At 63.0% G+C, this 25,295-nt stretch carries 28 protein-coding genes; 12 read left to right on the plus strand and 16 right to left on the minus strand.

Going from position 1 to position 25,295, the window contains the following annotated elements:
• Positions 1–3 precede the first annotated feature (3 nt).
• The 3 genes from BBG20_RS08100 to BBG20_RS08110 are packed head-to-tail and all read right to left on the minus strand — an operon-like array spanning position 4 to position 1,895.
• Positions 4–546: a DUF2937 family protein gene (locus tag BBG20_RS08100; protein WP_065902060.1), complete on the minus strand. Its 543-nt coding sequence runs from the start codon at positions 544–546 to the stop codon at positions 4–6.
• An 11-nt stretch (positions 547–557) separates the two neighbouring features.
• Entirely contained in the window at positions 558–1,334 is a 777-nt protein-coding gene (locus tag BBG20_RS08105; protein WP_065902062.1) for a class II glutamine amidotransferase, read from the minus strand.
• Positions 1,335–1,364: 30 nt separating this feature from the next.
• On the minus strand, positions 1,365–1,895 hold the full coding sequence (locus tag BBG20_RS08110) for an MFS transporter (RefSeq protein ID WP_065902064.1): 531 nt from the start codon (positions 1,893–1,895) through the stop codon (positions 1,365–1,367).
• A gap of 24 nt (positions 1,896–1,919) precedes the next feature.
• On the opposite strand from BBG20_RS08110, the gene BBG20_RS08115 reads away from it, so the two are divergent.
• The gene (locus tag BBG20_RS08115) at positions 1,920–3,974 is read left to right on the plus strand and encodes a S9 family peptidase (protein ID WP_065902065.1); all 2,055 of its coding nucleotides are present in this window, start codon (positions 1,920–1,922) and stop codon (positions 3,972–3,974) included.
• 69 nt (positions 3,975–4,043) lie between these two features.
• Positions 4,044–4,517 (plus strand): cyclic nucleotide-binding domain-containing protein, encoded by a 474-nt coding sequence (locus BBG20_RS08120; protein WP_065902066.1) that lies wholly within the window; start codon positions 4,044–4,046, stop codon positions 4,515–4,517.
• Here BBG20_RS08120 and BBG20_RS08125 read toward each other — a convergent pair.
• Positions 4,514–4,792: a hypothetical protein gene (locus BBG20_RS08125; RefSeq protein WP_065902067.1), complete on the minus strand. Its 279-nt coding sequence runs from the start codon at positions 4,790–4,792 to the stop codon at positions 4,514–4,516. The two genes, BBG20_RS08120 and BBG20_RS08125, sit on opposite strands and share 4 nt — an antisense overlap.
• 78 nt (positions 4,793–4,870) lie before the next feature.
• Between BBG20_RS08125 and BBG20_RS08130 the strand changes: the two genes are divergently transcribed.
• Complete coding sequence (locus BBG20_RS08130) at positions 4,871–5,557, plus strand: spermidine synthase (RefSeq protein ID WP_065902069.1); 687 nt, start codon at positions 4,871–4,873, stop codon at positions 5,555–5,557.
• Between the two features lie 105 nt (positions 5,558–5,662).
• Here the strand turns inward: BBG20_RS08130 and BBG20_RS08135 are convergent, their stop codons facing one another.
• A complete protein-coding gene (locus tag BBG20_RS08135; protein ID WP_065902072.1) occupies positions 5,663–6,583 on the minus strand; it encodes a ParB/Srx family N-terminal domain-containing protein in 921 nt (306 codons plus the stop codon).
• A 151-nt stretch (positions 6,584–6,734) separates the two neighbouring features.
• Between BBG20_RS08135 and BBG20_RS08140 the strand changes: the two genes are divergently transcribed.
• The 3 genes from BBG20_RS08140 to BBG20_RS08150 all read left to right on the plus strand — a co-directional run bounded on the left by BBG20_RS08140 (position 6,735) and on the right by BBG20_RS08150 (position 8,103).
• Positions 6,735–7,109 (plus strand): YajD family HNH nuclease, encoded by a 375-nt coding sequence (locus tag BBG20_RS08140; protein WP_025858458.1) that lies wholly within the window; start codon positions 6,735–6,737, stop codon positions 7,107–7,109.
• A gap of 107 nt (positions 7,110–7,216) precedes the next feature.
• Entirely contained in the window at positions 7,217–7,684 is a 468-nt protein-coding gene (locus BBG20_RS08145) for an RNA methyltransferase (protein WP_003189607.1), read from the plus strand.
• 68 nt (positions 7,685–7,752) lie between these two features.
• Entirely contained in the window at positions 7,753–8,103 is a 351-nt protein-coding gene (locus tag BBG20_RS08150; RefSeq protein WP_065902075.1) for a YgaP family membrane protein, read from the plus strand.
• 62 nt (positions 8,104–8,165) lie between these two features.
• Here the strand turns inward: BBG20_RS08150 and BBG20_RS08155 are convergent, their stop codons facing one another.
• On the minus strand, positions 8,166–9,386 hold the full coding sequence (locus BBG20_RS08155; RefSeq protein ID WP_065902078.1) for a hypothetical protein: 1,221 nt from the start codon (positions 9,384–9,386) through the stop codon (positions 8,166–8,168).
• Between the two features lie 13 nt (positions 9,387–9,399).
• The gene (locus tag BBG20_RS08160; protein ID WP_003172524.1) at positions 9,400–9,849 is read right to left on the minus strand and encodes a YcgN family cysteine cluster protein; all 450 of its coding nucleotides are present in this window, start codon (positions 9,847–9,849) and stop codon (positions 9,400–9,402) included.
• 289 nt (positions 9,850–10,138) lie between these two features.
• Here BBG20_RS08160 and BBG20_RS08165 point away from each other — a divergent pair, with 289 nt between their 5' ends.
• On the plus strand, positions 10,139–10,732 hold the full coding sequence (locus BBG20_RS08165; RefSeq protein WP_065902081.1) for a nitroreductase family protein: 594 nt from the start codon (positions 10,139–10,141) through the stop codon (positions 10,730–10,732).
• Positions 10,733–11,122: 390 nt separating this feature from the next.
• On the opposite strand, the gene BBG20_RS08170 is transcribed toward BBG20_RS08165, so the two are convergent.
• From BBG20_RS08170 to BBG20_RS08190, 5 genes are all read right to left on the minus strand, one after another.
• Positions 11,123–12,055 carry a D-2-hydroxyacid dehydrogenase gene (locus BBG20_RS08170; protein ID WP_065902083.1) on the minus strand — a complete coding sequence of 311 codons (933 nt, stop codon included), beginning with the start codon at positions 12,053–12,055 and terminating at the stop codon, positions 11,123–11,125.
• A gap of 108 nt (positions 12,056–12,163) precedes the next feature.
• On the minus strand, positions 12,164–12,457 hold the full coding sequence (locus tag BBG20_RS08175) for a YcgL domain-containing protein (protein WP_065902086.1): 294 nt from the start codon (positions 12,455–12,457) through the stop codon (positions 12,164–12,166).
• Positions 12,454–13,587: a ribonuclease D gene (rnd, locus tag BBG20_RS08180; protein ID WP_065902088.1), complete on the minus strand. Its 1,134-nt coding sequence runs from the start codon at positions 13,585–13,587 to the stop codon at positions 12,454–12,456. Before rnd ends, BBG20_RS08175 begins: the two co-directional genes overlap by 4 nt.
• A 122-nt stretch (positions 13,588–13,709) precedes the next feature.
• Positions 13,710–14,309: a class I SAM-dependent methyltransferase gene (locus BBG20_RS08185; RefSeq protein WP_065902090.1), complete on the minus strand. Its 600-nt coding sequence runs from the start codon at positions 14,307–14,309 to the stop codon at positions 13,710–13,712.
• A 492-nt stretch (positions 14,310–14,801) separates the two neighbouring features.
• A complete protein-coding gene (locus BBG20_RS08190) occupies positions 14,802–16,172 on the minus strand; it encodes a glutamine synthetase family protein (RefSeq protein ID WP_065902092.1) in 1,371 nt (456 codons plus the stop codon).
• Positions 16,173–16,541: 369 nt separating this feature from the next.
• Here BBG20_RS08190 and BBG20_RS08195 point away from each other — a divergent pair, with 369 nt between their 5' ends.
• Together BBG20_RS08195 and BBG20_RS08200 are read left to right on the plus strand one after the other, a co-directional pair.
• Entirely contained in the window at positions 16,542–17,315 is a 774-nt protein-coding gene (locus BBG20_RS08195; RefSeq protein WP_065902094.1) for a transporter substrate-binding domain-containing protein, read from the plus strand.
• A 50-nt stretch (positions 17,316–17,365) separates the two neighbouring features.
• The gene (locus tag BBG20_RS08200; protein WP_065902097.1) at positions 17,366–18,205 is read left to right on the plus strand and encodes a cache domain-containing protein; all 840 of its coding nucleotides are present in this window, start codon (positions 17,366–17,368) and stop codon (positions 18,203–18,205) included.
• 62 nt (positions 18,206–18,267) lie between these two features.
• Here BBG20_RS08200 and BBG20_RS08205 read toward each other — a convergent pair whose 3' ends face one another.
• Together BBG20_RS08205 and pobA are read right to left on the minus strand one after the other, a co-directional pair.
• Positions 18,268–19,785: an MDR family MFS transporter gene (locus BBG20_RS08205; RefSeq protein ID WP_065902098.1), complete on the minus strand. Its 1,518-nt coding sequence runs from the start codon at positions 19,783–19,785 to the stop codon at positions 18,268–18,270.
• 67 nt (positions 19,786–19,852) lie between these two features.
• Positions 19,853–21,037: a 4-hydroxybenzoate 3-monooxygenase gene (gene pobA, locus BBG20_RS08210; RefSeq protein WP_177343928.1), complete on the minus strand. Its 1,185-nt coding sequence runs from the start codon at positions 21,035–21,037 to the stop codon at positions 19,853–19,855.
• Positions 21,038–21,226: 189 nt separating this feature from the next.
• On the opposite strand from pobA, the gene BBG20_RS08215 reads away from it, so the two are divergent.
• Entirely contained in the window at positions 21,227–22,111 is an 885-nt protein-coding gene (locus BBG20_RS08215) for a helix-turn-helix domain-containing protein (protein ID WP_065902101.1), read from the plus strand.
• A 9-nt stretch (positions 22,112–22,120) separates the two neighbouring features.
• Here BBG20_RS08215 and BBG20_RS32910 read toward each other — a convergent pair whose 3' ends face one another.
• Positions 22,121–22,297 (minus strand): hypothetical protein, encoded by a 177-nt coding sequence (locus tag BBG20_RS32910; RefSeq protein WP_162844255.1) that lies wholly within the window; start codon positions 22,295–22,297, stop codon positions 22,121–22,123.
• A gap of 90 nt (positions 22,298–22,387) precedes the next feature.
• The gene (locus BBG20_RS08220) at positions 22,388–23,302 is read right to left on the minus strand and encodes a LysR family transcriptional regulator (RefSeq protein ID WP_065902103.1); all 915 of its coding nucleotides are present in this window, start codon (positions 23,300–23,302) and stop codon (positions 22,388–22,390) included.
• A 104-nt stretch (positions 23,303–23,406) separates the two neighbouring features.
• Between BBG20_RS08220 and BBG20_RS08225 the strand changes: the two genes are divergently transcribed.
• Together BBG20_RS08225 and BBG20_RS08230 are read left to right on the plus strand one after the other, a co-directional pair.
• The gene (locus BBG20_RS08225) at positions 23,407–24,273 is read left to right on the plus strand and encodes an MBL fold metallo-hydrolase (RefSeq protein ID WP_065902105.1); all 867 of its coding nucleotides are present in this window, start codon (positions 23,407–23,409) and stop codon (positions 24,271–24,273) included.
• 34 nt (positions 24,274–24,307) lie between these two features.
• Positions 24,308–24,922, plus strand: coding sequence for an NAD(P)-dependent oxidoreductase (locus tag BBG20_RS08230; protein ID WP_065902107.1), 615 nt, complete (start codon positions 24,308–24,310; stop codon positions 24,920–24,922).
• The last annotated feature ends 373 nt before the right edge of the window (positions 24,923–25,295 follow it).

Consider the following 25,295-nt stretch of genomic DNA (forward strand, 5'->3'; position numbering starts at 1 on the left):
CCGTTAGAGGCCTTTCAGATCTCGCTCTTCGATCGGCCGGCTCTGGCGCAGGCGCTTGCCGCCCAGCACTACCCAGTCGATCAGGCGGAACAGGCATTCCAGGCCGAACGACAGCAGCATCGCCCCGCCCAGGCCCCAGCCCATGGCTTCGGGGGTCAACAGGATCTGGTAGCTGTAGCCATTCCAGGTTTCCAGGCGGATATCCGGGTCGGCAGCCACGGCCACTTGCAGCGCGCGGATGTACCAGGGGCCTTGCATCGCCTGGAATTGCTTATCCAGCGCCACCTGCCGATTGAGCATGGCTCCCAGGCTGTTGGCATCGCTCTGGAACACCGGGTCATCGCTGGCGCGGTAGTGGGCGACCAGCGCCTGCAGGTCGCCATTGAAGAACTGCTGCGCGGTGGACTCGAACCCGCGCAGGCCGGTCTGGGCCTCGATCAAGTGGGCTTCGACGCGCTTGGCGTAATCGTTGATGAACCCCGGCACTTGCACGCCGACCAACAAGCCAATGGCAAACAGCACCAACCGCAGGTAACTGAGCAACATGGTCGATATCCTTACTCGGTGATGCCCTGGCTGACGCATTCACCGCTTCGCCACAGGCTCCATTGGCCCGGTTCGTAGCGGGTCCAGTTTTCGTTGTCGGTCAACGGCTCGGTGGCTATCACCGTCACCACATCGTTGGGCGTGGTTTCGGCCTGAAAATCGACGATCACGTCGACATCTTTCAGGCGCGCGGGGCCAAACGGCGCACGCCGGGTAATCTGCGCCAATTTCGTCGAGCAAAAGCAAAACAGCCAGTCGCCATCGCTGAGCAGGCAGTTGAACACGCCTTTGCTGCGGTATTCAGCGCAGGCGGCGATCAGGTCCGGCAGCATTCGTTCGATGTCCACCGGCTCGGGGAATGCCTCGCGCACGCGGTTGAGCAGGTCGCAGAACGCCGCTTCGCTGTCGGTATCGCCGACCGGGCGGTAGAAGGTGGCGCGCGGGGTGAAGTCCGCCAGCTGGCCGTTGTGGGCGAAACACCAGTTGCGCCCCCACAGCTCACGCACGAACGGATGGGTGTTGGCCAGGCTCACCTTGCCGACATTGGCCTGGCGGATATGCCCGATCACCACTTCGCTCTTGATGGGATAACGCTGCACCAGCAGGGCGACTTCCGACTCGCTGCTGGCGGCCGGGTCCTGGAACAGGCGCAGGCCACGGCCTTCGTAGAAGGCGATGCCCCAACCGTCGCGGTGCGGGCCGGTGCGCCCACCGCGCTGCATCAGCCCGGTAAAGCTGAACACGATATCGGTGGGGACGTTGGCACTCATGCCCAATAATTCACACATGCCAGGGCTCTCGCTGCAGGGCGGACAACGTTAAAGGCGCGGCTCGACGCGCATACCGCTCACGGGGGCAGGACGGCGCAAAGGCTCGTCGTCATCGTCCGGCTCGGCGGCCAGGGCGGCATCGACGGCGGCCTTGCGCTCCCGGCGGGCATTGGCGGCGCGCTCGATGGGCCAACGGATCAACACGAATACGAGGTACACGGCAAACGCGATCATCGTGTACATGAACAGATCGGAGATCGCTCGCCAGGCGTTGTTGCCGACCTTGAGCACCAGGTCCAGCGCGGTAATGGCCACGGCCGGCGCGAACTGGGTCTTGACCGGGTCGACGATGGTCGGGCTGAACAGCAGCACCGCCATCAGCAATTGCAGCGGCTCGCGCAGCCAGCGCCAGATCCAGCGGGTCATGCGCCACCACACCAACAGGCAGCCCAAAGCGGCAAAGGCGTAGAGGCCCCAAGCGGTCAGATAGTCGTTCTCGGTCATGGTGTCCATGGCAAGGTAGGCAAACAGGCGGCTATGATAACGGCTTTTGCGTGTCGCGGCTGCAATGCCTGCCACCTTCCGCCAGACAGAGAGTGATCCATGCCGTCATCGACCCACATCACTGCCGCCCCGATTGCCCGCAAGGCCCCAGGCCAGGACCCGTACGCCTGGCTGCAGGAGCGTGACAGCGCCGAAGTCCTCGATTACCTCAAGGCCGAAAACGCCTGGCAGGAAGCCCAGCTCGCCGACCAGCAGGCCTTGCGCGAAACGCTGTTCGAAGAGATCAAGGGCCGCATCCTCGAAACCGACCTGTCGCTGCCCTCGCCGTGGGGCCCGTACCTGTACTACACGCGCACCACCGCCGGTGACGAATACGCCCGCCACTACCGCTGCCGCCGTCCGGCCGACGACAGCAACCAGGTCGACGACAGCAGCGAAGAACTGCTGCTGGACCCGAACGCGCTGGCCAATGGCGGATTCTTCTCCCTCGGGGCATTCAGCATCAGCCCCGACCACCAACGCCTGGCCTACAGCCTGGATACCAGTGGCGAGGAGATTTACACCCTGTTTGTGAAGGAATTGGCCACCGACAAGGTCAGCGAACTGGCGTTCGAGAACTGCGACGGCAGCATGACCTGGGCCAACGACAGCCTGACCCTGTTTTTCGGCGAACTCGACGACACGCACCGCCCGCACAAGTTGTATCGCTATCGCCTGGACGGCACCGCGGCACAGGAAGTGTTCCACGAGCCCGACGGGCGTTTCTTCCTGCATTGCTATCGCTCCAGCTCCGAGCGCCAACTGTTGCTGGCCCTGGGCAGCAAGACCACCAGCGAAATCTGGGCGCTGGACGCCAACCAGCCGCACCTGGACTTCACTTGCCTGGCGCCACGGGTCGAGGACCATGAATATGACGTCGACCACGGCAAGCTCGACGGCGAGTGGACCTGGTTTATCCGCAGCAACCGCGATGGCATCAACTACGCGCTGTTCGTCGCTGCCGATACCGGTGATGTACCGACCGAAGACCAGTGGCAGAACCTGATCCCCCACAGCGACGACGTGATGCTCGACGGCGTCAGCCTGAACGCCAGCGCCATGACCCTGAGCCTGCGCATTGGCGGGCTGCCCGTGATCGAAGTGCACCCGCAAGGCGTGCCGGCCTATCGCGTGGAATTGCCTGACGCCGCCTACAGCCTCTACGTACAGAACAGCCTGGAATTCCCCAGCGACAAGATTCGCCTGCGCTACGAAGCCCTGAACCGCCCGGCCCAGGTCCGTCAGCTGGAGCTGGCCAGCGGCGCACAACAGGTGCTCAAGGAAACCCCGGTACTCGGCGTGTTCAATGCCGATGACTACGTCAGCCAGCGCCTGTGGGCCACCTCCGCCGATGGCACCCGGGTGCCGATCAGCCTGGTGGTCAAGCGCGACCAGCTCGGCAAGCCGACGCCGCTGTACCTGTATGGCTACGGCGCCTACGGCCACAGCCTCGACCCATGGTTCTCGCATGCGCGCCTGAGTCTGCTCGACCGTGGCGTGGCCTTCGCCATTGCGCATGTGCGCGGCGGCGGCGAACTGGGTGAAGCCTGGTACCGCAACGGCAAGCAGGCCCACAAGCAGAACACCTTCAGCGACTTTATCGCGTGTGCTGAACACCTGATCGCCCAGGGCCTGACCACGTCCAGCCAACTGGCGATCAGTGGCGGCAGCGCCGGCGGGCTGTTGATCGGCGCGGTGCTCAACCAGCGTCCGGAGTTGTTCCAGGCGGCGATTGCCGAGGTGCCTTTCGTCGATGTGCTCAACACCATGCTCGACCCGGAACTGCCGCTGACCATCACCGAGTACGATGAATGGGGCAATCCCGAAGAGCCCGAGGTGTATGCGCGCATCAAGGCCTACGCGCCGTACGAAAACGTCAGCGCCCAGGCCTACCCGGCCCTGCTGGTGATTGCCGGCTACAACGACAGCCGCGTGCAGTACTGGGAAGCGGCCAAGTGGGTGGCCAAGTTGCGTGACACCGCCACCTCCGACAACCTCCTGCTGCTCAAGACCGAGCTGGGCGCCGGCCATGGTGGGATGAGCGGTCGTTACCAGGGATTACGTGACGTAGCGCTCGAATATGCATTTGTGTTCAAGGCGCTGGGGCTGGTTTAAGGAACTTAGCGCGGCGGTCCTGTCTGAACACAGGACCGCCTACCTGATTGATGGATCAATACTGCAGCCATGCCTCCACCGACGCTCCTGAATAACGAAATCCGCGACATGCTCATGGACTGCGGCCTGTTCGACCCGCTGTTGCCGGAAGATTTCCACGTGGCCGCCGGCTACTTCAATATCAGCAGCATTGCCCGCGATGAGGTGATTTTCCTCGAGGGCGATGCCGGCACGTTCATGTGCATCCTCCACAGCGGCCAGGTGGCCGTGCAGAAATCCAGCCACACCGGCCAGCGCCTGACGATCGCCACCCTGCGCAGTGGGCGCGCTTTCGGTGAAATGGCGGTGCTGGACGGCGAGCGGCGTTCGGCCAGCTGCGTGGCCGCCAGTGACTGCGTGCTGTTGAACCTGGGCAAGGATTCCCTGGAGAAGATGCTCAACGAAGCGCCCCGGGTGGCCGCCAAGATCATCCGCGCCATTGCCATTGCCCTGTCCAAGCGCCTGCGCATGGCCGACGGGCAATTACTCTCGCAACAGTTCTAGCCGCCGGGCGTCTTCGGTTTGCTGTCGTTTTGCAGCAGGCCCGGCACCGTCTGGTCCTTAGGCGGCGTCGGCAGCACGATGGGCACCAGGGGCGGCGAGCCGTTGGTCTTGGGCACGGCGGGCGGGGTGACTTGCGGGTAGAGCGTCGGCGTTGGCGTGCCCGGCGCGCCTGGGGTTGGCGTCGGGGCGACCGGTACGGTTTGCAACTCCTGAGCCTGCGCCGCACCCAATGCGAGCGCGCTCAACACAATGACCGTTAGAATGCTGCACTTCATCGATGGCTCCATGGCCTGACCGGAATGTCACAAGGCTACTCCCAACCGCGCAAGAATGCCCTTCCCAATGAGATTTCCATGAAACGTTTCGTTCTGCTGGACACCACCCCGATCCCCGACAATGGCGGAGCCTTGTGCCTGTTCGAATACGGTGAGGATTTTGTCATCAAGATCCAGGGCGGGGACGGCGGCCAGTTGATGAACACGCGCATGCACGGTTCGGAAGACGCCCTGGCGGAAATTCCCTGCCGCAAAGTCGCTGGCCGTCCGGGTTCGCGGGTGTTGATCGGCGGGCTGGGCATGGGCTTTACCCTGGCTTCGGCGCTCAAGCATTTGGGCAAGACTGCCGAGGTGGTGGTGGCGGAACTGGTGCCCGGCGTTGTGGAATGGAACCGTGGCCCGCTGGGGGAGAAATCCGGTCGGCCATTGCTTGACCCGCGCACCGTGATCCGCCTGGAAGACGTGGCCAACGTACTGCAGGCCGAGCCCCAGGGTTTTGACGCGATCATGCTCGACGTCGACAACGGCCCCGAAGGCCTGACGCAAAAAGCCAACAGTTGGCTCTATTCCGCCGGTGGCCTGGCAGCCTGTGCCAAGGCCCTGCGCCCCAAGGGCGTGCTGGCGGTCTGGTCCGCCAGCGCCGACAAACTGTTCAGCGACAAACTGCGCAAGGCGGGTTTCAAGGCCGAAGAAGTGCAGGTGTTCGCCCACGGTAACAAGGGCACCCGGCACACCATCTGGATCGCCGAGAAGCTCAAGGGCTGAGCCCCCTGTAGGCGCTGGCTGGCCTGCGATGGCATCAACCCTGAGCGCCTGCCCCCCGGGTGCCCACATCGCAGGCCAGCCAGCGCCCACATTTCCAATCCCGCGTCAGTTGCGGGATTTGCGGTAATCAATCACATACGGCACTTTTTTCTCGAAGGTCTTCTCCAGCTCATCGCGGTCCAGCGTGGTCATGCCGCCCAGTTGATGGGCGGTAAAACCGCTGTCGCCAACCTGTGAGCCCGGCGCGAGGCTGACCATGCGCTGGGCGACGGCTTCAATGGCGTCCTTGTAGCCGCTTTTCTTGTCCAGGTTGTACTGGCTCAGGTCGACCTGCGTGCGCAGCCAGTTGCCCCAGTAGAACTCCAGAAATTCCGGCGCTACCGCACCCTCCTCCGGCTTGCCATAGGCGGCCTTGCGCGTGAAGTACACGAGGCTGCGGAACATGTCGTCCTGCAGGTTCTTGAAGCCCAGGTGGGCCGGCAATTGAGTCGGCGGCAGGGTCTGGCCCTGGTTGTCCTTGAGCCAGACCTTGCGCGCCGCCTGCATGCGCTGCCAGAACGTGGCGAGGTCGGGGCTGTCGCTGAAGTCGTCGGTGACCTTGACCCACATGTTCAACCGGGGACCGCCGCCGGGGACTTCCCACAAGGTGGTGAAACTGTGGTGGCCGTCGGTCAGGTACAACTGGCCCGCGGGGCCGACCACCACGGTTTTCATGTCCTCGGGATGGGTGCCCACCGGGTCCTTGCAGGTGAAGCTGTCGGGCCGCTGCAGGTCGGCCTTTTTCGGTACGTTGTCGGCCTCGCCCTGGCCGTTGGTTTCGCAGTACTCATCGAAGACTTTCTTCGGTTTGTCGGCAAACAGCCCCAGGCTGTAGTAAATCTGGTCGAACCCCACCACCGCCTGGGTCGGGTGCAACTGTTCGAGGCTGACCTCGATCACCTGGCCGGGCTTGGGGGTGGAAAACGCCTGGGCTTGAGCCGCCAGCACGCAAAGCAGCAGTGCAACTGTCCATGTAGGTAAACGCATAGGCTTCAGATCCTTATAAAGTGAGTGAACCGATACTACAAACGTTCGTCGCGGCCAGGCTGTACGGTTGCTGAAAAAGCCAGCGGTCTTTTACAGCGCGAGCGGCTAGAATCAACCCTATCCGTGACCCACCAAATAGCCAGGAGCCATGATGAGCTCGACCAACCCGCCCTCCCACACCGCCAAGCTGGACCGCATCCTGGCCGATGCCCAGCGTGACCGGGAAATGGGCTACCGCGACAAAGCCTTGAAGATGTACCCCCACGTGTGCGGCCGCTGCGCCCGTGAGTTCTCCGGCAAACGCTTGAGCGAGCTCACCGTACACCACCGAAATCACAATCATGATGACAACCCCCAGGACGGTTCCAACTGGGAGTTGCTGTGCCTGTACTGCCACGACAACGAACACTCGCGCTACACCGACCAGCAGTACTTCGGCGAAGGCTCCACCAGCAGCCCGACGATTGCCAAGGCCACGCACAACCCGTTTGCGGCGTTGGCGGGGCTGATGAAGAAAGACGACTGAATGACGCAGCTGCAAGTTTCAAGCAGCAAGCTACAAGAAAAAGCCATGCCGCTTTTGCTTGCAGCTTGTAGCTTGCCGCTATACTGCTGCCTTTTTAAGGCACTCCCGTGGGCAATAAACGCTACAGCTGCATCGGTCTGTATAACCCCAAATCCCCCGAAAACGTTGGTTCGGTGATGCGTGCCGCCGGCTGCTACGGCGTGGCCTCGGTGTTCTACACCGGCGTGCGCTACGAGCGCGCCCGGGACTTCATCACCGACACCAAGAAAGTCCACCACGACATTCCGCTGATCGGCATCGACGACCTGAAGAAGATCCTCCCCCTGGGCTGCATCCCGGTCGCGGTGGAGTTGGTGGAAGGCGCCCGCCCGCTGCCCGAATACACGCACCCTGACCGCGCGCTGTATATCTTCGGCCCCGAAGATGGCTCGCTGGATAAAGAGATCCGCGACTGGTGCGAAGACGTCGTGTACATCCCGACCACCGGCTGCATGAACCTTGCCGCGACCGTCAACGTGGTGCTCTACGACCGCCTGGCCAAGGGCAACAACACCCGTTCGGGCCCCAAGTACTGATTTATCGGGAACATCCGGCGCCTGCCCGCAGTCAGCTGCATATCACTAGCCCTCGTTGGAGACAGATCATGAGCGACAGCAAAACCTTGCGCCCTATCATCGAACACACGCCGTTCCAGACCCAGCCCACCCAGAACGTGCACGGCTGGGAACGCATCGGCTCGGTGGCCGGTGGCGTGATGATGGTCGGCAAAGGCCTGCGCCGCGGCGGGATTTTCGGCTTGATCCAGGTGGCGATTGGCGGCGTGGCGCTGGTGCGCGGCGTCACCGGGCACAGCTCGCTCAAGGACAAGCTGGAACAGGGCCGTCAGGAAATGAACAGCGTGCGTACAAAGATCGAACGCGCCGGTGAAGAGCTGAAAAACCTGAAGACCAAGGCCGAAGTGGCGGCTGAAAAAGCGGTAAAAACCACCGGCTAGCCTTACCTGTAGGAGCCCGGCTTGCCGGGCTCCTACAGGAAGCTGCAGTCTGTTCGGCGGATTCAGCGCAGCAACTTGCTGTCCAGCACCACCGACGTCTCGCCGATGATGCTCTCGGCCAGTTGCACAAACTCCGCAGTGGTAATGCTGTTGGCCCGCATCACCGCCTGGGCGAGATCATCGAGGGAGCGCTTGTTGTGGGTTTTCACGCGGATCTCGCGATCCAGCTCCTGCAACACCACCACCGCCCGTGACACCGTCGCCCCGCTGACGTGCTCGCCGCGCAGGCTGGTCACGTCCTTGCCCTCCTTGACCAACCGCGCCTGGATTGCCTGATACCGTTCATCGGTAATGCCGCCGGCACGGCGCAGCAACTCGATGGCGTAGTACTCGCCCAGGCCCTCGCTGATCCAGTCACTGGTGTCGTGATCGTTGAAACGGCCAATCGCCTGCACTACTTCACGGAGTAGCGGGCTGCTGCCATTTTCACTGACCAGCGGCGTACGGCTGTTAAGGTAGATCGAGTCGCGCGCGGCAAACGCGCCACGTCGCATCGGGTCGCTGGCGCCTACCACCAGTAGCTTGGCCGGATGGCGCGGGAACGCCGCTTCCACCTGGGGCCAGACGAACGTCAGCAACGTCAGCACATCCATGCGGCGCATGGCCTGGCCCTTGGGCGACGCGACGGTGACTTCGCTCTCGCCCAGGCGTACGCGGCGGCTGCCGAGGGTGCCGGCGAGCATCCAGCCGGTCGGCCGGTCGAACAGGCGCGAAACATTGTCGATACGAAATTTGTTCTTGCCGATGCGCGGCCAGGCGGTTTCGACGCTTTTCCAGCCCGCCGGCAGTTCGAACACCAGGCGCGAGACCAACTCCACCCCGTCCTGCTGGTCGAGGCGCGCGGGCGGCACCAGGTCTTCGCCGCGAAACAGCGCCCAACTCGGCGTCATCCGCGCCTCATAAATGCCTGGTTTGCGCGCGTGGGTGAGGCGAACCCGGTAGGTCAGGCTGGCCTTGTTGGCGCCGGGTTGCCACCGGCCGCGGTGCTCGGTGACGCTCCATTGGCCATCAGCCTTGAAGTCGCTGTAGTCACCGTCATGACCAAGGTCGAAATCCAGGCTGCGCACCGCCGAGCCCTGGGACAGGCTCACCCGCACCTCGGCCTGATCGCTCTGGGGCAACAACTTGACGTGATAATCCAGGTCGACCTTCTTCGCGCACCACGCAGGCATGCTCAACGCCAGTAACACCAGGCTTGCCGCCAGCTGGGTCCCCGCCCTCATACACACTCCTCGTTCAGCCCGCGCGGAAAATCAGGTAATCCTCCCAGTCATCCTCGGGCACGCTGCCTTCGCTGAGCATGCGACCGGACTGGGAAATGCGTTCATGGTGCACGGCGTCCCGGTCGCCGCAGACCAGGTGGTGCCACAGCGGCAGATCCTTGCGCTCGCTGACCAGGCGATAGCCGCAGGTGGGCGGCAGCCATTTGAACTGGTCGGCCTGGCCCGGGGTGAGCTGGATGCAGTCGGGTACCGAGGCGCGGCGGTTGGGGTAGTCGGTGCACTGGCAGGTCTTCAGGTCGAGCAGTTTGCAGGCGATACGCGTGTAATAGACGCTGTTGTCGTCCTCATCCTCAAGCTTTTGCAGGCAGCACAGGCCACAGCCGTCGCACAACGACTCCCACTCCTCCTGGTCGAGGTGTTCAAGGGTTTTGCGTATCCAGAAAGGTTCGACTTTGGCGGCCATGGCTCTGCATCAGTATCGGTAGGTGAAAAGGCCGCCAGTCTAGTGCCCAAGGCCCTTGGGGCCAAGCGCTGGCGACTGTCGGTACGACAAGACTTGTCAGCGACCCTGCGTCGCAGTAGCTTTGTGAGCCGCGAAGGCCCTGCGTCGGCCGCCATAAATGCTTAGCCGCATTGCCCACGACGCCCCATGGAGCCTTGAAAAAACCCTCGCCGAGCTCATCGGTGCCCCGTTTTTTTGAACTGCGCTTGCCTATCTCACCGTAGCCCATCGTCGTCATCAGGAACTGTTCATGAGCACAAATCCACGCGTTGCCGATTACCCGATCCACACCCAGTTCACCGAGCGCTGGTCGCCACGCGCCTTTACCGGTGAAAGCATTCCCCAGGAAACCCTGCTGAGCTTCTTTGAAGCCGCACGCTGGGCGCCGTCGGCCTACAACTCGCAGCCATGGCGCTTTCTCTACGCGCGCCGCGACACGCCGGACTGGGAACGTTTCCTGGGCCTGCTGAATGAATTCAACCGTGGGTGGGCGCAGCATGCCTCGGCCCTGGTGATCATCGCCTCGAAAACCGACTTCACCGCCCCCGGCGCCACGGAAGAAACCCCGGCGCTGTGGCACACCTTCGACACCGGCTCGGCCTGGGGCCACCTGGCGCTGCAAGCCAGCCTCAGCGGCTGGCACACCCACGGCATGGCCGGCTTCGACCAGGAGCTGACCCGCAAGGAGCTGAAGATTCCTGAAGGGTATGCGCTGCACGCGGCCGTGGCCGTCGGCAAGCTGGGTGACAAATCGACCTTGCCCGAGTACCTGCAAGGCCGCGAAGCACCGAGCCCGCGCAAGCCGCTGAGCGAGCTGGTGTCAGAGGGTGATTTCAGCCTTTGAGCCGTGACACCCTGGCGTTGCCGAACGCCAGGGTGAGCCGGTCAAGACGCGGGGGCGATCAGCTGATTGAACGCCGCCCGCAGTTCGGCGACTTGCCGGTCATACACGCGCTTGACCACCGGCACCATGAACTCCCCAGGCATGCCATTCAAGTCCACCGGATACAGCTTGTTTGGCCGCCAAGGCGGCGTCGGTCGGAGCCGGTGTTCCCCGGCTGGAAAACGCCAAGGCTGGCGTATTGAAAGAGGAAGGGGTGAGCGTGGTCATGGGCGAACCTGTCCTTAGTCATATGGATATCCTTAAAGGGCGCGACCTTGCGCCCTTTGCGGTCACTGGGTGGGAGTGCCCGCGAAGAAGGTTCCATCTTGACTGTCAGGTTGTGTGTCGCCGTCAGTAACCGCGCTCGAAATCCACTTCTCCGCGCAGGGCTTGCTTGGCCTGAAACGCGCGCACGTTCTGCACAAACAACTCGACCATCATCGACGGCGAGGTCGGTGCGGAACTGTGCCCGGTCAGCAACAGGCCCCACGCCGTCCAGAACGGATGGCGCTGCGGCAGCGGTTCCTGGCGGCACACGTCGATCACCGCGCCGGCCAGGTGACCTTCCTTCAAGGCCTCGACCAGGTCGGCATCGACCACGGCCACGCCGCGCCCGACGTTGATAAACAGCCCGGTCGGCTTGAATTGCTTGAACAGCGCCGCGTCATACAGATCGTGGGTGTTCGGCGTGTTGGGCAGCAGGTTGATCACATAATCCGCCTCGCCCACCAGCCGGCCGAGCTGATCGAGCCCGGCCACTTCGATAAACGGCGCCTGTTCCCGCGCGGTGCTGGCGATGCCGTACACCTTGACGCCAAACGGCACGAGAAACTCCGCCACGCTCTGGCCGATATCGCCGGTACCGACGATCAGCGCCGCACGCCCCGCCAGGCTCTGGCCCATGCGGTTGTCCCATTTGCGCTCGACCTGGCTGACCAGCCGCGCGAGCACTTCGCGCTCGTGGCCGAGCATGTAGGTGAGGACGAACTCAGCCATGACCTGGCCAAAGATGCCGACCGCACGGGTCAGGCGATAATCGCGTGGCAAGCCGTCGGCCAGCAGCGGCGTGATGCCCGCCCAGGTCGATTGCAGCCATTGCGGTTGATGGCCCTGGCGCAACAACGTCGCCAGCAGGTCAGGTTGGCCGAGCCATACCGGGCAATCGGCGGCCAGGCGCGACAATTCGGCCGAGTCGCCGCTGGTCAGCACCTCAAGGTCCGGTGCCGCTTCGCCCAGCAACCGGGCGTATAGAGGGTGATCCTGTTCAGCAATCAGAACACGCATGCTTCAAACCTTTCAAAAACAGTGCAGACGGCCGCCCGCATCCCTTGCGGCCAGCGCCCGATAATACGATTCCATGGATGAATGTGCCCTGAACAGGGCACCCACCGATCACACCGGGTCGTTGCGTCGCAGCAGCTCTTCGGGCAAGTGCTCGATGTACTCGTCCTCGGCCGGCGGCATTTGCAGGTGGTAGCCCTGCTTTTCGAGGTTTTCCAGCACCACGGTGATGTCTTCGCGCGACAGCTTGCGCTCCGGCGTCAGTACCATGTCAAACGCGTGATGGGCCTTGCCGAAGGCTTCCATCAACGGTTCCGGCACGCGCTCCAGGGCATCGCTTTTCAGCACATAGAGATACATTTCGTTGCGTTTCAAGCTGCGATAGATGGAGCAGATACGTTTCAAGGCTGTTCTCCGGCAGTGGCCAGGCTGTCGAGCAGCGCCTGGCCCATCAACTCGCGGCGCCAGCCACGCAGCGAGTCTGGCAATTGGTAAGGCCCATCGGGATAGCCACTTTTGACCAGGGCTTCGAGGGTTTTCTTGCGCAGCATCAGCTCGGGCGCCATGTCGAGGCGCTCGGCGAAGGTCTGGCCAAGGGCACGCAGTTGCTTGATCAGCGCCGCGGCGTCCACCGGCAGCGGTTCAGCAACGGCCGGTGGCCATTGGTCCATGGGCACGCTGCCGGCACGCTTGATCAGGTCCAGCAGGAACTGGCCGTCCTGTCGCACAGTACGCGGGTGCATGTCTTCGATCTTGCCCAGCGCGGCGAGGTTATCCGGCTGGGATTTGGCCAGGGGCCACAGCGAGTGTTCGCGAATGATGCGGTTGCGCGGCAAGTCACGCGCACGCGCCTGCTGTTCGCGCCAGGCGCACAGCTCACGCAAGACGGCGAGCTGGGCACGCGAGAGTTTCCACGCCAGCTTGGCGTCGCGGTACACCTCGTACGGGTCGACTTCGCGGCGCAGGTTGGCGACCAGCTCGGCGCCGTCCTCCAGGACCCAGGCGTACTTGTCGTCGGAAAGCTGCGGGCGCAGGCGTGTGTAGACTTCGGCCAGGTGCACCGCGTCTTCGGCGGCGTAGCTGATTTGCGTCTCCGACAATGGCCGCTGCAGCCAGTCGGAGCGCGTCTCGCCCTTGGGCAGCTCGATATCGAGCACGGCCTGCACCAGGCGCGAATAGCCCATGGAGAAACCAAGGTTCAGGTAGGCCGCCGCCAATTGGGTGTCGAACAACGGCACCGGCAGGCTGCCAGTCAGGCGCAGCAGCACTTCGAGGTCTTCGCTGCAGGCGTGCACCACCTTGATCACAGCTGGATTTTCCAGCAAGGCGGCCAAAGGTTGCCAGTTGTCGATGGTCAGGGGGTCGATCAGGTAAGCGCGAACGCCATCACCGATCTGGATCAGCCCGGCAATGGGATAAAAGGTGTCGACCCGCATGAATTCGGTGTCGAGGGCGACGAATGGCAACTGCTGCCATTCGGCACAATGCTGGCCGAGGCTATCGTTGTCGCAGATCCAGTGAATATCGATGGCCACACGGCTCTCCCTTGAAGAATGGCGCGCAGTATATATCGCGAAAGGGACTTGCGAGCATTCGCAGTGCACAGGCGTCCATGAAAACTCAGACAAGAGATGAAGAATAGTCCGACAGACGGGACTTATCCTCTCTTACGTAGAACGTAGACCCGCCACAGGTGGGAGCCGGGCATGAATTCCTGGTGATGCAGGATTTTGAAGCCGGCTTGGCGAAACTCCTCTTCCACCGGGGTGCGCGACGGCACCGACACAATCACCGTGTCACGGCTGACCCGGTGAAACTCGCGCAACAACGCCAGGCGCCCTTCACTGCTGGGCACATGACGAAATAATTCCAGGCAAAAAATGCAATCCACCGCGTTGGCCGACAAGCCGACGGAAAACGCCGAGCCCTGGAACGTCTTGACCCGCTTGAGCAACGACGCCGGGTGGTGGGTGCGGGCGTGGTCGAGCATGGCCTGGGAGTTGTCCGACGCCAGGATCACCCGGTTGACGTGTTCGGCCAACACCGGCCAGAACCGCCCCGAGCCGCAGGCCAGGTCCAGCACCAGCCCCGGTTCGCCGGCGACTTTCAGCGCCTGGCGCACCAGCCACTCATCGCGCCACGACGCCAGGCGCCGCCGCAGCCCTGGCGGACGTGTATCGCCGCAGACCCTGGCGTGCTCACGGTCACAGCGCTCGGCGTATTCAATCTCGATGGAAGAAGGCGGTTGTGGCGACATCACAGGCTCATGTGAGTTAAACGGTAGTGAACGACCTTGATTCGCAGCTTAACCACCGGAACGTGAAAAAAAAGTTGAAACGCGTGACGGGGGTGTTGCTGGGGAAGGATGTAGTGATCTCTGTGGCAAGTGAGCTTGTTGTGGTGAGCAGGCTTGTTATGGAGAGCAGGCTTGGTTGAGCAGACTTATTGTGGACAGCAGGCTTGGTTGAACAGGCTTGTTGTGGGCAGCAGGCTTGGTTGAGCAGACTTATTGTGGGCAGCAGGCTTGTTGTGGACACCAGGCTAAGTTGAGCAGGCTTATTGTGGCGAGCGGGCTTGCCCCGCGTTGGGCGGCGAAGCCGCCCCAAAACCAGTCAACTGGTTATGCCTGACACACTGCGGGGGCCTTAGGAAGGGGCGGCTTCGCCGCCCAACGCGGGGCAAGCCCGCTCGCCACAACAAGCCCGCTCACCACAAAAGCAACGCTGCGCTCATCCCGACTAGCCAAGCATCACGCCTGATGCAGGTACCACCGCCAGTCCTGCTCGCCCACCTCCCCCATGAACTGGCGATATTCGGCACGTTTCACCGCCAGGTACACGCCGAGGAATTCACTGCCAAACGCCTCGCGCGCCCAGCTCGAACCTTCCAGTGCACGCAGGGTGGTGAGCCAGTCGGTCGGCAGCAGTTCCTTGGCCTGGGCATAACCATTGCCTTCCACGGGCGCGCCAGGGTCGCGTTGTTCGCGAATGCCACGGTGGATGCCGGCGAGGATCGCGGCCGCCGCCAGGTAGGGGTTGGCGTCGGCACCGCAGATGCGGTGTTCGATGTGCCGCGAATAGGCCGGGCCACCGGGCACCCGCAGGCTCACGGTGCGGTTGTCGACGCCCCAGGTGGCGGCGAGCGGCGCGTAGCTGTTGGTCTGGAAGCGGCGATAGGAGTTGGCATTGGGGCAGAACATCAGCAACGAGTCGAGCAAGGTGCTGAGCATGCCGCCCACCGCCTGGCGCAGCAGCGGCGTGCCGTCGGCGGCCTCGCTGGCAAACAGGTTGTTGCCCTCGGCGTCCGCCAGGCTGACGTGCATATGCATGCCGGTGCCCGCCAGGTCGTCGAACGGCTTGGCCATGAAGCAGGCGCTCATCCCGTGTTTATGCGCCACGCCCTTGACCAGGCGCTTGTAGCGCACCGCCTCGTCCATCGCCTGCAGGGCATCGGCGCGATGCTCGAGGGTGATCTCCACCTGGCCAGGGGCGTATTCGGAAATCGCCGTGCGCGCCGGGATGCCTTGCAGTTTGCAAGCGCTGTACAGGTCCGCCAGGAACGGCTCGATCTGCTCAAGCTCACGCAAGCCGTACACCTGGGTCGAACGCGGGCGGCCACCGTCGCTGTCCCGTGCCGGTTGAGGGCGGCCGTGGCTGTCGGGCTTCTGGTCGAGCAGGTAAAACTCCAGCTCCGCTGCCATCACCGGGTAATACCCGTCGGCATTCAGCCCCGCGATCACCTTGGCGAGCAGATGCCGCGGGTCGGCCACGGTGGCGGGCAAGCCCTCGGTGGGGTGCATGCTGACCTGCACGGCGGCGGTCGGGATCAGGCGCCACGGCATGCGCTGCAAACTGCCGCTGATCGGGTAGGCGCGGCAGTCGATGTCGCCGACCTCCCACACCAGCCCGGAATTTTCCACGTCATCGCCATTGATGGTCAGGCCGAGGATCGTGCTGGGCAACGGCCGGCCGCTGGCATACACCGCCAGCAGTTCGTCGCGGTGCAGCAACTTGCCACGTGGCACGCCGTTGTTGTCGAGGATAAACAGCTCGAACATCTCGATGTCCGGGTGCTGCTCAAGGAAAGCTTGGGCTTCGTGCAGGCTGGCAAAAACACTCATGGGAAATCTCATACGTTTGCGTCAGGCAGGCGCGCAGGCGCCGCCGGGCAGATGCGCACAGGTGCGCGTCATCCGTGAGGTGGATCAACGTAGGAGAAAGCTATCTGGTGGGCGCGCATGTCGGCAGTGAAACAGCGCCCAGAAGGCCAGTGCGGACGGCAGTGTCGCGGGGTGAGCGTCGGGGCAGCCGTCCATGCGGGAATCACACTGAGGAAGATGCCGGACAGCGTCACATGCCCGCATAGGCGATTAAATTCAGGGTTGGCGGAGTTTGGTTGCAACTTGGCTAAACATTCGACGGCCCTTGCTACCTGGCCATTCGCCTGGAAATAATGACCGCCCCCGATCATGCCCCAAGGACTCGATCGCATGAAAACAACAATAACCTTATGCGTACTGGCGAGCCTCGCCACCTCGGCCCTGGCCGATGCCGCGCCGTCGCGCCTTGATGAAGTGCTGCAGCGCGGCACGCTCACCGTGTGCACCACGGGCGACTACAAACCCTATACCTCGCTGCGCGCCGATGGCGGCTACGAAGGCATCGACATTGCCATGGCCGAATCCCTGGCCAAGAGCCTCAACGCCAGGATCCAGTGGGTGCCGACCACCTGGAAAAGCCTGATGCCGGATTTCCTCGCCCAGCGCTGCGACATCGCCGTGGGCGGTATTTCGGTGTCTCTTGAGCGTCAGAAAAAGGCCTTCTTCAGCCAGTCTCTCGGCGTCGATGGCAAGATCCCGCTGGTGCGCTGCGCGGATGTGCAGCGCTATCAGACCGTCGAGCAGATCAACCAGCCACAGGTACGGGTGATCGAACCGGCGGGCGGCACCAACGAAGTGTTTGCCCGCGCGCACCTTGGCCAGGCCAACATCCGCCTGCATGACAACGTGACCATTTTCGACGAGTTGCTGGCAGGCAAGGCCGACGTGATGATCACCGACGCCAGCGAAGCGCGTTACCAGCAGAAGCTCAAGCCAGGGCTGTGCGCGGTCAACCCGGAACGGCAGATGCAGTACAGCGAAAAAGCCTTCCTGCTGCCCCGCGACGATGTGGCCTGGAAAAGCTATGTCGACCAATGGTTGCACCTGAGCGTAGCCACCGGGGTGTATGCCGGTATCGTCGATCAATGGCTGGCGGCGCCTTGAGCCACAGGCGTCTACGCTCTTGTCACACCAACAATAATGAGGGACGGAACATGAAGGGACTGCTCCGCATCACCGCGCTGCTGCTGTTGTGTTTCAGCCAGGTGCACGCTGCGACGACTCAGGACGAGGACGCCCAGGCCGCCAAGGCGCTGCTGCAAAAAGCCCTGGCCTACTACCAGAGCAACGGCGACAAGGCGTTTGCCGCGTTCAGCCGCCAGGGCGAGTTTGTCGACCATGATCGCTATGTGTTCGTGGTCGACACCCAGGGCGTACTGCTGGCCAGCGGCGGCCCCTCCTCGGCCTTGATCGGACGCAATGTCTCTGAAGTGCTCGGCCCGGATCTGCGCCAGTCGTTCAAGGACGCGCTCAAGGTTCCGCAGGACCAGGGCATCCAGCAGGCCGACTACCGCTGGCAGAACTGGAACGATGGCAAGGTCGAGCACAAGCACGTGTTTTATCAGCGCGTCGGCGAACGCATCCTGGCGGTCGGCTACTACCTGCCGCGCGCCACCCCGGAACAGGCACGGGCGCTGCGCAACAAGGCGGTGAACGCACTGCTCAAGGATGAGGCCGGTACGCTCAAGGCGATCAACGCCTTGCAGGGCGGTTTCCTGCAGGATGACCTCTATGTGTTTGTGGTCGACCTCAATACCCGGCGCTACGTGGCCCATGGCACCAACCTGCGCCTGCTCAACACCGACTTCAGCAAGATCAAGGACCCCGACGGCAAGCCGGTAGGCGAGCCGATCCTCAAGCTGATGGCCGAGCAGGACCAGGGTGAATACAAATATCGCTGGAAGAACCCGGTGACCGACAAGGTCGAGAACAAACATGCGTATGTGCGCAAAGCCGGGCATTTCATGGTGGCGGTCGGGTACTACAGCCCTTGAGGTTGACCTTGTAGGAGCCCGGCTTGCCGGCGATGGGATCGGCAAGCCGGGTACCTACTGGGTCAGCGCGCCTTGTCTTCGCGGCCGCGCAGTACCCGGTTCGGCATCGCGATCGCCGCCGCCAGCCCCAACAGCGACACCGCCGCACTGACCATCAACAAATGCCGAAAGGTCACCGCCAACTCCCCGCGCAGGGCATCCTGCGCCGGGCCCGGGGCGGCGTTGAGGCCATCGAGCAGCACGTTGCCGGAACTGCCTTCGGCCACGAGTGCACCGCTGGCCAGGTGGGCGAAGCTGGAGTCCTGCAACAGCGCCAGCAACAGCGCCGACATGCACGCCACGCCTACCGCCCCGCCCAATGAACGGAACAGGTTGGTGGTGCTGGTGGCCACGCCGATATCACGCTGCTCCACCGAATTCTGCGACCCCACCAGCGACGTAGGGAACTGCATGCCGGCGGCAATCCCGCACAGCAGCATGAACACGCCCGTCAGCAGCACCGCCTGGGGCGCGCTGTAGGCCATGCCGAGGATCGCCAGCGGGCTCAACAGCGCGCCGCTGAGGATCATCGGCTTGTAGCGCCCGGTCACCGAGGTCATGCGCCCGGCGGAATACGCGCCGATGGGCAGGCCGATGGCGAGAGGCAGCAGGTGCAGGGCCGCGCTGTCAGCGCCGGCGCCGGTTACCGTCTGAAAGCGCAAAGGCATCAGCACGGTCAGGGAAATCGCCTGGAAGCTGGTGAAAAACACCGTGCACCAACACAGCACCGCGCTGCGGTTGGCAAACAGGTGCATCGGCAGCAGCGGCTCGCGGGCACGGCGTTCATGCCAGACAAACGCGGTCAGCGCCACCAGCGCACACGCGAGCAGGCCCAGCACTGCATCGTCACGCCAATGATGGCCCTGGCCGATTTCGGTGATGCCCAGCAGCAAGGCGGTCAAGCCGATGATCATCAGCACGGTGCCCAGGTAGTCGATGACCGGCTTGCGCTGCGGCACCGGCAGCCCCACCAGGGTGCGATGGGCCACGTACCAGGCACCGGCGCCCAATGGCAGGTTGATCAGGAACACCCAGCGCCACGACAGGTACTCGGTCATGTAGCCGCCCAGTACCGGCCCGGCCACGCTGGCCACCGCATACATGCTGCTGAAGTAGCCCTGATAACGCCCGCGTTCACGGGGCGGGATGATGTCGCCGATGATCGCCTGGCTCACCGAGATCATGCCGCCGGCGCCGATGCCCTGGAGAATCCGCGCCAGCACCAGTTGCTCCATGCTTTGCGCCATGCCACAGAACAGCGAGGCCAGGGTGAACAGGCCCATGCCGATCAACATCATTGGCCGCCGCCCGTACAGGTCGCCAAGCTTGCCGTAGATCGGCACCGCCACCGTCATCGCCACCATGTAGCCGGAGATCACCCAGGCCAGCAGGTTGACGTCGTGGAACTGCGCGGAAATGGCCGGCATGGACACCGCGACAATGGTCTGGTCCAGGGCACCGAGGAAGATCGCCATCATCAAGGCGGCAAGCACACTGCGCACGGCAGGTACAGGTTGGGCGGGCTGATTCAGGTTGGTCACGGCAGAACCTTCGAGCAGGGCCCGCGGGAAAGGGAGGGCCCGCGGGAATGCTCGATACGATAGCAGGCTACTCGATAGCTTCGTAAGGAAGCCCGACGTAATTTTCTGCAATGGTTTTACGCCCCGCCTCGGAGCCGATGAAGTACGCCAGCTCACTCTCGGCAATGCGCTGGCTGAAGCCGTCCGCCTCGGGAAACTGATGCAGCATCGAGGTCATCCACCACGAGAACCGCTCGGCCTTCCACACGCGCCGCAGGCAAATCGCCGAGTAGCGCTCCAGCAAGTCCACCCGCCCCTCGCGATACACCTTGAGCAAGATCCGAAACAACGTGCTCACGTCGCTGGCCGCCAGGTTCAAGCCCTTGGCCCCGGTGGGCGGCACGATATGCGCCGCATCGCCAAGCAGGAACAGGCGCCCGTACTGCATCGGCTCCACCACGAAGCTGCGCAGCGGCGCGATGCTTTTCTCGATGGATGGGCCGGTCACCAGTTGATCGGCCAGGTGGCTGGGCAGACGGGTTTTCAGTTCGTCCCAGAAACGCGCGTCCGACCACTCTTCCAGCGGTGTTTCGACCGGCACCTGCAGGTAGTAACGACTGCGCGTCGGCGACCGCATGCTGCACAGGGCAAAGCCCCGCGCATGCTTGGCGTAGACCAGTTCGTCGTGCACCGGCGGGGTGTCGGCGAGGATGCCCAGCCAGCCGAAGGGATAGACCCGCTCGAAGACCTGCAACGCCTCGGCCGGGATCGACTGGCGGGCGATACCGTGGAAACCGTCGCACCCGGCGATGTAGTCGCACTCCAGGCGAAATGCCTCGCCCTGGTGCTCGAAGGTCAGCCACGGTCGATCACTTTTCATGGCGTGGGGCTGTACGGCGCGCGCCTCGTAAAACGTCGTGGCACCGGCTGCGGCGCGTGCGGCCATGAGGTCGCGGGTAACTTCGGTCTGGCCGTAGATCATCACCGACTGGCCGCCGGTCAGGGCCTTGAGGTCGATGTGGGTGAGTTGGCCATTCAGCGCCAGTTCGAAGCCATCATGCACCAGGCCCTCGCTGTCCATGCGCTGGCTGACGCCGGCCTCGCGCAGCAGGTCGACCATGCCTTGCTCCAGCACCCCGGCGCGGATGCGCCCTTGCACGTAATCGGCGCTCTGGCGTTCTATGATCAGGGTCTGGATGCCCGCATTGTGCAGCAGCTGGCCGAGCAGCAGTCCGGAAGGACCGGCGCCGATAATGGCGACTTGGGTTTTCAGCGTTTTCATTATTGTTATGGCCCACAGGTTCCACCCGAACGGATCAAGTGAAAGAGTTGTCATTGGTTTTGTTGCTGACATTTTTCACTTGAGTGCGCAGCATAAGAAGGTGAAAACTGAGACAAAGCCTGTGCTTTCCGCCAATCGGGGCGATTACCGCACCACTCTTCTGAGTATCGGATTGAAACCATGACCAAAACCGCGATTCCGGTCTTCAAGCTTTACGGGGAAAGCCAGCAATGGCCGACTCCCGATTTGTTGCACTGTGAAACCATTTCCCGGCGCAGTCGGGAATACCAGTGGGAAATCCAACCCCACCGGCACGCGGATCTGTGCCAGTTGCTCTACGTGCACAAAGGCCAGGCACAGTTGGAAATCGAAGGGCAGCGCACCACCCTCAACGAAGCGACGCTGCAGGTGCTGCCACCGCTGTGCGTGCACGGGTTTCGATTTGCCGAGGATGTCGAAGGCTATATCGTGACCCTGGCGGCGCCGCTGGTCAGCCATTTGCAGGCGCAACTGGGCACGACGGTCGACGGTCTGCACACGCTCGGCAGCTACCGGGCGGGCAACGACAGCGATTACCTCAACAGCCTGTTCACCCGCCTGCAGGAGGAATACGCCGATGCGCAGCCGGCTCGCGACATGCTCATGCACGCGCTGGTCAGCGTGCTGCTGGTGTGGATCAGTCGCCAGGCCATCCAGCGCCGCCACCCACGGGCCCCACGCGGACGTGAATATTTCCGGCGCTTTACCCAGTTGGTCGAACAGCATTATCGCGAACACCCGAAGATCGAAGACCTGGCCCACAAGCTGGGCATCTCGGTCTCACACCTGAACGGCACTTGTCGGGAATTAGGTGGGCAACCTGCGCTGCAGATCATGCACGACCGCCAATTGCTGGAGGCCAAGCGCCTGCTGACTTACACCAGCATGACCATCAATGAAATGTCAGAGGTCCTGGGGTTTTCCGACCCGACCAACTTCTCGCGGCTGTTCCGCCGCCGTGTCGGGTTTTCACCCAAGGCATTTCGCGAACAGCTCAAGACCGAAACACCACCGACATCACTGTAGGTACAAGCTTCAGCGCAATGCGCTGAAACTGCCGGTGTGGGGCACGCATTGATCCTGATGGCAACTGATCGCAAAGGTCGGCTGCATCCGGGTTTGCTCCACACGGTAGGCGGCAGTGCCATACAGCCCGGTCGCCAGCGCGCAGAGGAAGAAAATCATCAGGTATTTTCGGGTTTTGATGCTCATGGCACAGACCTCTGAACGGATCTACAGGGTGCTGTTTAAAGCATAGGTCAGCTGCGGTGAGTTGCCATTATCGGGCGCCATTCAACACATTTATGTCGACTGCAGCCCGATGTCCCACTCCGGCTCTTCCGGAAACCTCAACACCAGGAAATCCAGCAGGCTGCGCAGCGCCGACGGCATGTGTTTGCGCGAGGCATACACCGCATAAATATTCATCTGCCGGGGCTCGGCTTCGGGCAACAGCCGCACCAGTTCGCCACGGCGGATATGCTCGCCGGCCTGATAACTGGGGAGCATCGCCACCCCGGCGCTGGCCAACGTCACGCGCAACAGCGTACTGGCCTCGTTGGCGGTGATGTTGCCGTGCACCGGCACCGACACGTGCTCGCCGCGCTCTTCGAAGTGCCACAGGCTTTTGCCGAAATACGAGTGGGTCAGGCAATTGTGCCGGGCCAGGTCTTCGACTTTCTGCGGTGCCGGATGCTCCCGCAGATAAGCCGGCGTGGCGCACACCACCGAGCGACAGACGGTGAGGCGCCGCGCAATCAGGTTGGGATCCAGGTCGTTGCTGGTGCGGATGGCCAGGTCGATACGCTCGTCCACCAGGTTCACCGTGCGGTCGAGCATCTGCAGGTCGACGGTGACCAGGGGATAGCGCCTGACATATTCGGCAATGGCATCGGCCAATTGCGCCTGGCCGAACGAGGTGCTGACACTCAGTCGCAGCAGGCCGCGCGGGGCGTCATCGGGCTCGCTGACGGCGGCCTGCATGTCGCCGCACAGCTCCAGCAATTGCCGACAGCGCGGCAGGGTTTCACCGCCGGCCGCCGTGAGGCTCAGTTTCCGCGTGGTCCGGTGCAACAGGCGCGCGCCCACCCAGTCCTCCAGCTCCGCCAGGTAGCGCGACACCACCGGGCGCGACAGGTCCAGATGGTCGGCGGCGGCAGACTGGCTGCCCAAATCCACCACCGTGACAAACACGCGCATTGCTTGAAGACGATCCATGATTTGCCCGATTTTAGAAACAAACTATGTCCCAGCATCGCATTTTTAGTTGCGTTTGGTGCAACTAAGCTCTGTGCATCCTTTACTCACTGCCGGATTGCCCGATGCTCTCGACCCTCAAGCGCTTGACCCTGACCGCCGCCGCCCTGGCCTTCGCCGCCAACGCTGCGGCAGCCGACCTGACACTCGACGTCTACAATCCCGGTGAGGCCGCGATCTTCCCGGTCAGCTCGGTGCTGGTCAGCGGCACCCGGGACGCAATCCTGGTGGACGCGCAATTCGGCAAGGGCCAGGCCGAGCAGCTGGTGCAAAAAATTCGCGCCAGCGGCAAACACCTGACCACCATCTACATCAGCCACGGCGACCCGGACTACTACTTCGGCCTCGACACCCTGACCGCCGCGTTCCCCGACGCCAAGGTGCTGGCGCCGCAGCCGGTGGTCGACCATATCAACGCCACCGTGGCCGCCAAGCTAGCGTTCTGGGGACCGAAAATGGGCGCCGACCAGCCGGCGAAAACCATCGTGCCGCAGGTCCTCGAAGGCCACAGCCTGACGCTGGAGGGGCAGGCCCTGGAGGTAATCGGCCTGGACAGCGCACAGCCGGATCGCAGCTTCGTGTGGATCCCGTCGATCAAGGCCGTGATCGGTGGCGTGGTCGTTGCCGAGAACATTCACCTGTGGATGGCCGACACCCAGGGGGCGCAGTCGCACCAGGACTGGCTGGCGACCCTGCAACGCATCGAGCAGTTGAAACCGCGCACCGTCATTCCCGGTCACTACCTGGGCACGCCATCGCCGGCCTCGGTCAAATTTACCGCTGACTACATCAAGGCCTTCGACGTGGAAACCGCCAAGGCCAAGGACTCTGCCACCCTGATCGCGGCGATGAAAAAACGTTACCCCGCCCTCGCCGACGAAAGCTCGCTGGAACTGAGCGCCAAAGTCGCCAAGGGCGAAATGAAGTGGTGAAGTGTTTCAAACCCTAACCGTACTGGAGAACGTCATGAGCAAGATCGCAATCATTGGGGCTACCGGCCGTGCTGGCAGCCAATTGCTGGAAGAAGCCCTGCGTCGCGGGCATAGCGTGGTCGCCATTGCGCGTAACACCGACAAGCTGCCTGAGCGCGACGGCGTAACCGTCAAGCAGGTCGATGCACTCGACGCGCACGCCCTGGAGCAAGCCGTCAGTGGCAGTGATGTGGTGATCAGTGCGGCGCACTTCGCCACCCTCCCCGCTGCTGCCGTGATCGACCCGGTGAAAAAAGCCGGGGTCAAGCGCCTGCTGGTGGTAGGGGGCGCCGGTTCGCTGTTGCTGCCGGGCGGCGGACGAGTGATCGACAGCGAAGGCTTCCCGGCTGAATACAAAGCCGAAGCCAGCGCCGGCGCTGAGTTTCTCGACGTGCTGCGTCAGGAAAAGGACCTGGACTGGACCTTCCTGTCGCCCTCGGCGGAATTCGTGGAAACCGAACGCACCGGCAAATTCCGCCTGGGCCAGGACAATCTGCTGGTAAGCAGCGCCGGCCGCAGCTGGATCAGCTTTGCCGACTACGCCATCGCCCTGATCGACGAAGTAGAAACCCCCAAGCATTCGCGCCAGCGCTTCACTGTCGGCTACTGACTCACCGAGAGCGGGCTTGCTCGCGAAGGCGGTGGGTCAGTTGGAACAGCGTCGACTGACACACCGCTTTCGCGGGCAAGCCCGCTCCCACAGGGGGGGATGCGCTGTCCATGCCTGCGGTGCACGGCCGGACTATTCCAGCCACACCGCCACACCCCAAGCCTCACACCAACTAAAAATGTGGGAGCGGGCTTGCTCGCGAAAGCGGTGGTTCAGTTGAATCATCATCGACTGACACACCGCTTTCGCGAGCAAGCCCGCTCCCACAGTGGGGAGATGCGTCGTCCATGCCTGCTGTGCACGGCCGGACTATTCCAGCCACACCGCCAGACTCCAAGTCTCACACCGAGTAAAAATGTGGGAGCGGGCTTGC

This window comes from Pseudomonas aylmerensis, assembly GCF_001702265.1.
GTDB classification, from domain to species: Bacteria; Pseudomonadota; Gammaproteobacteria; order Pseudomonadales; family Pseudomonadaceae; genus Aquipseudomonas; species Aquipseudomonas aylmerensis.

Excerpts from the sequence above, each read along its gene's own strand:
- BBG20_RS08100 (WP_065902060.1), bottom strand. The coding sequence starts at position 546 with ATGTTGCTCAGTTACCTGCGGTTGGTGCTGTTTGCCATTGGCTTGTTG.
- BBG20_RS08105 (WP_065902062.1), bottom strand. The coding sequence starts at position 1,334 with ATGTGTGAATTATTGGGCATGAGTGCCAACGTCCCCACCGATATCGTG.
- BBG20_RS08115 (WP_065902065.1), top strand. The coding sequence starts at position 1,920 with ATGCCGTCATCGACCCACATCACTGCCGCCCCGATTGCCCGCAAGGCC.
- BBG20_RS08120 (WP_065902066.1), top strand. The coding sequence starts at position 4,044 with ATGCCTCCACCGACGCTCCTGAATAACGAAATCCGCGACATGCTCATG.
- BBG20_RS08125 (WP_065902067.1), bottom strand. The coding sequence starts at position 4,792 with ATGAAGTGCAGCATTCTAACGGTCATTGTGTTGAGCGCGCTCGCATTG.
- BBG20_RS08130 (WP_065902069.1), top strand. The coding sequence starts at position 4,871 with ATGAAACGTTTCGTTCTGCTGGACACCACCCCGATCCCCGACAATGGC.
- BBG20_RS08135 (WP_065902072.1), bottom strand. The coding sequence starts at position 6,583 with ATGCGTTTACCTACATGGACAGTTGCACTGCTGCTTTGCGTGCTGGCG.
- BBG20_RS08140 (WP_025858458.1), top strand. The coding sequence starts at position 6,735 with ATGAGCTCGACCAACCCGCCCTCCCACACCGCCAAGCTGGACCGCATC.
- BBG20_RS08150 (WP_065902075.1), top strand. The coding sequence starts at position 7,753 with ATGAGCGACAGCAAAACCTTGCGCCCTATCATCGAACACACGCCGTTC.
- BBG20_RS08155 (WP_065902078.1), bottom strand. The coding sequence starts at position 9,386 with ATGAGGGCGGGGACCCAGCTGGCGGCAAGCCTGGTGTTACTGGCGTTG.
- BBG20_RS08160 (WP_003172524.1), bottom strand. The coding sequence starts at position 9,849 with ATGGCCGCCAAAGTCGAACCTTTCTGGATACGCAAAACCCTTGAACAC.
- BBG20_RS08165 (WP_065902081.1), top strand. The coding sequence starts at position 10,139 with ATGAGCACAAATCCACGCGTTGCCGATTACCCGATCCACACCCAGTTC.
- BBG20_RS08170 (WP_065902083.1), bottom strand. The coding sequence starts at position 12,055 with ATGCGTGTTCTGATTGCTGAACAGGATCACCCTCTATACGCCCGGTTG.
- BBG20_RS08185 (WP_065902090.1), bottom strand. The coding sequence starts at position 14,309 with ATGTCGCCACAACCGCCTTCTTCCATCGAGATTGAATACGCCGAGCGC.
- BBG20_RS08190 (WP_065902092.1), bottom strand. The coding sequence starts at position 16,172 with ATGAGTGTTTTTGCCAGCCTGCACGAAGCCCAAGCTTTCCTTGAGCAG.
- BBG20_RS08195 (WP_065902094.1), top strand. The coding sequence starts at position 16,542 with ATGAAAACAACAATAACCTTATGCGTACTGGCGAGCCTCGCCACCTCG.
- BBG20_RS08200 (WP_065902097.1), top strand. The coding sequence starts at position 17,366 with ATGAAGGGACTGCTCCGCATCACCGCGCTGCTGCTGTTGTGTTTCAGC.
- BBG20_RS08215 (WP_065902101.1), top strand. The coding sequence starts at position 21,227 with ATGACCAAAACCGCGATTCCGGTCTTCAAGCTTTACGGGGAAAGCCAG.
- BBG20_RS32910 (WP_162844255.1), bottom strand. The coding sequence starts at position 22,297 with ATGAGCATCAAAACCCGAAAATACCTGATGATTTTCTTCCTCTGCGCG.
- BBG20_RS08220 (WP_065902103.1), bottom strand. The coding sequence starts at position 23,302 with ATGGATCGTCTTCAAGCAATGCGCGTGTTTGTCACGGTGGTGGATTTG.
- BBG20_RS08225 (WP_065902105.1), top strand. The coding sequence starts at position 23,407 with ATGCTCTCGACCCTCAAGCGCTTGACCCTGACCGCCGCCGCCCTGGCC.
- BBG20_RS08230 (WP_065902107.1), top strand. The coding sequence starts at position 24,308 with ATGAGCAAGATCGCAATCATTGGGGCTACCGGCCGTGCTGGCAGCCAA.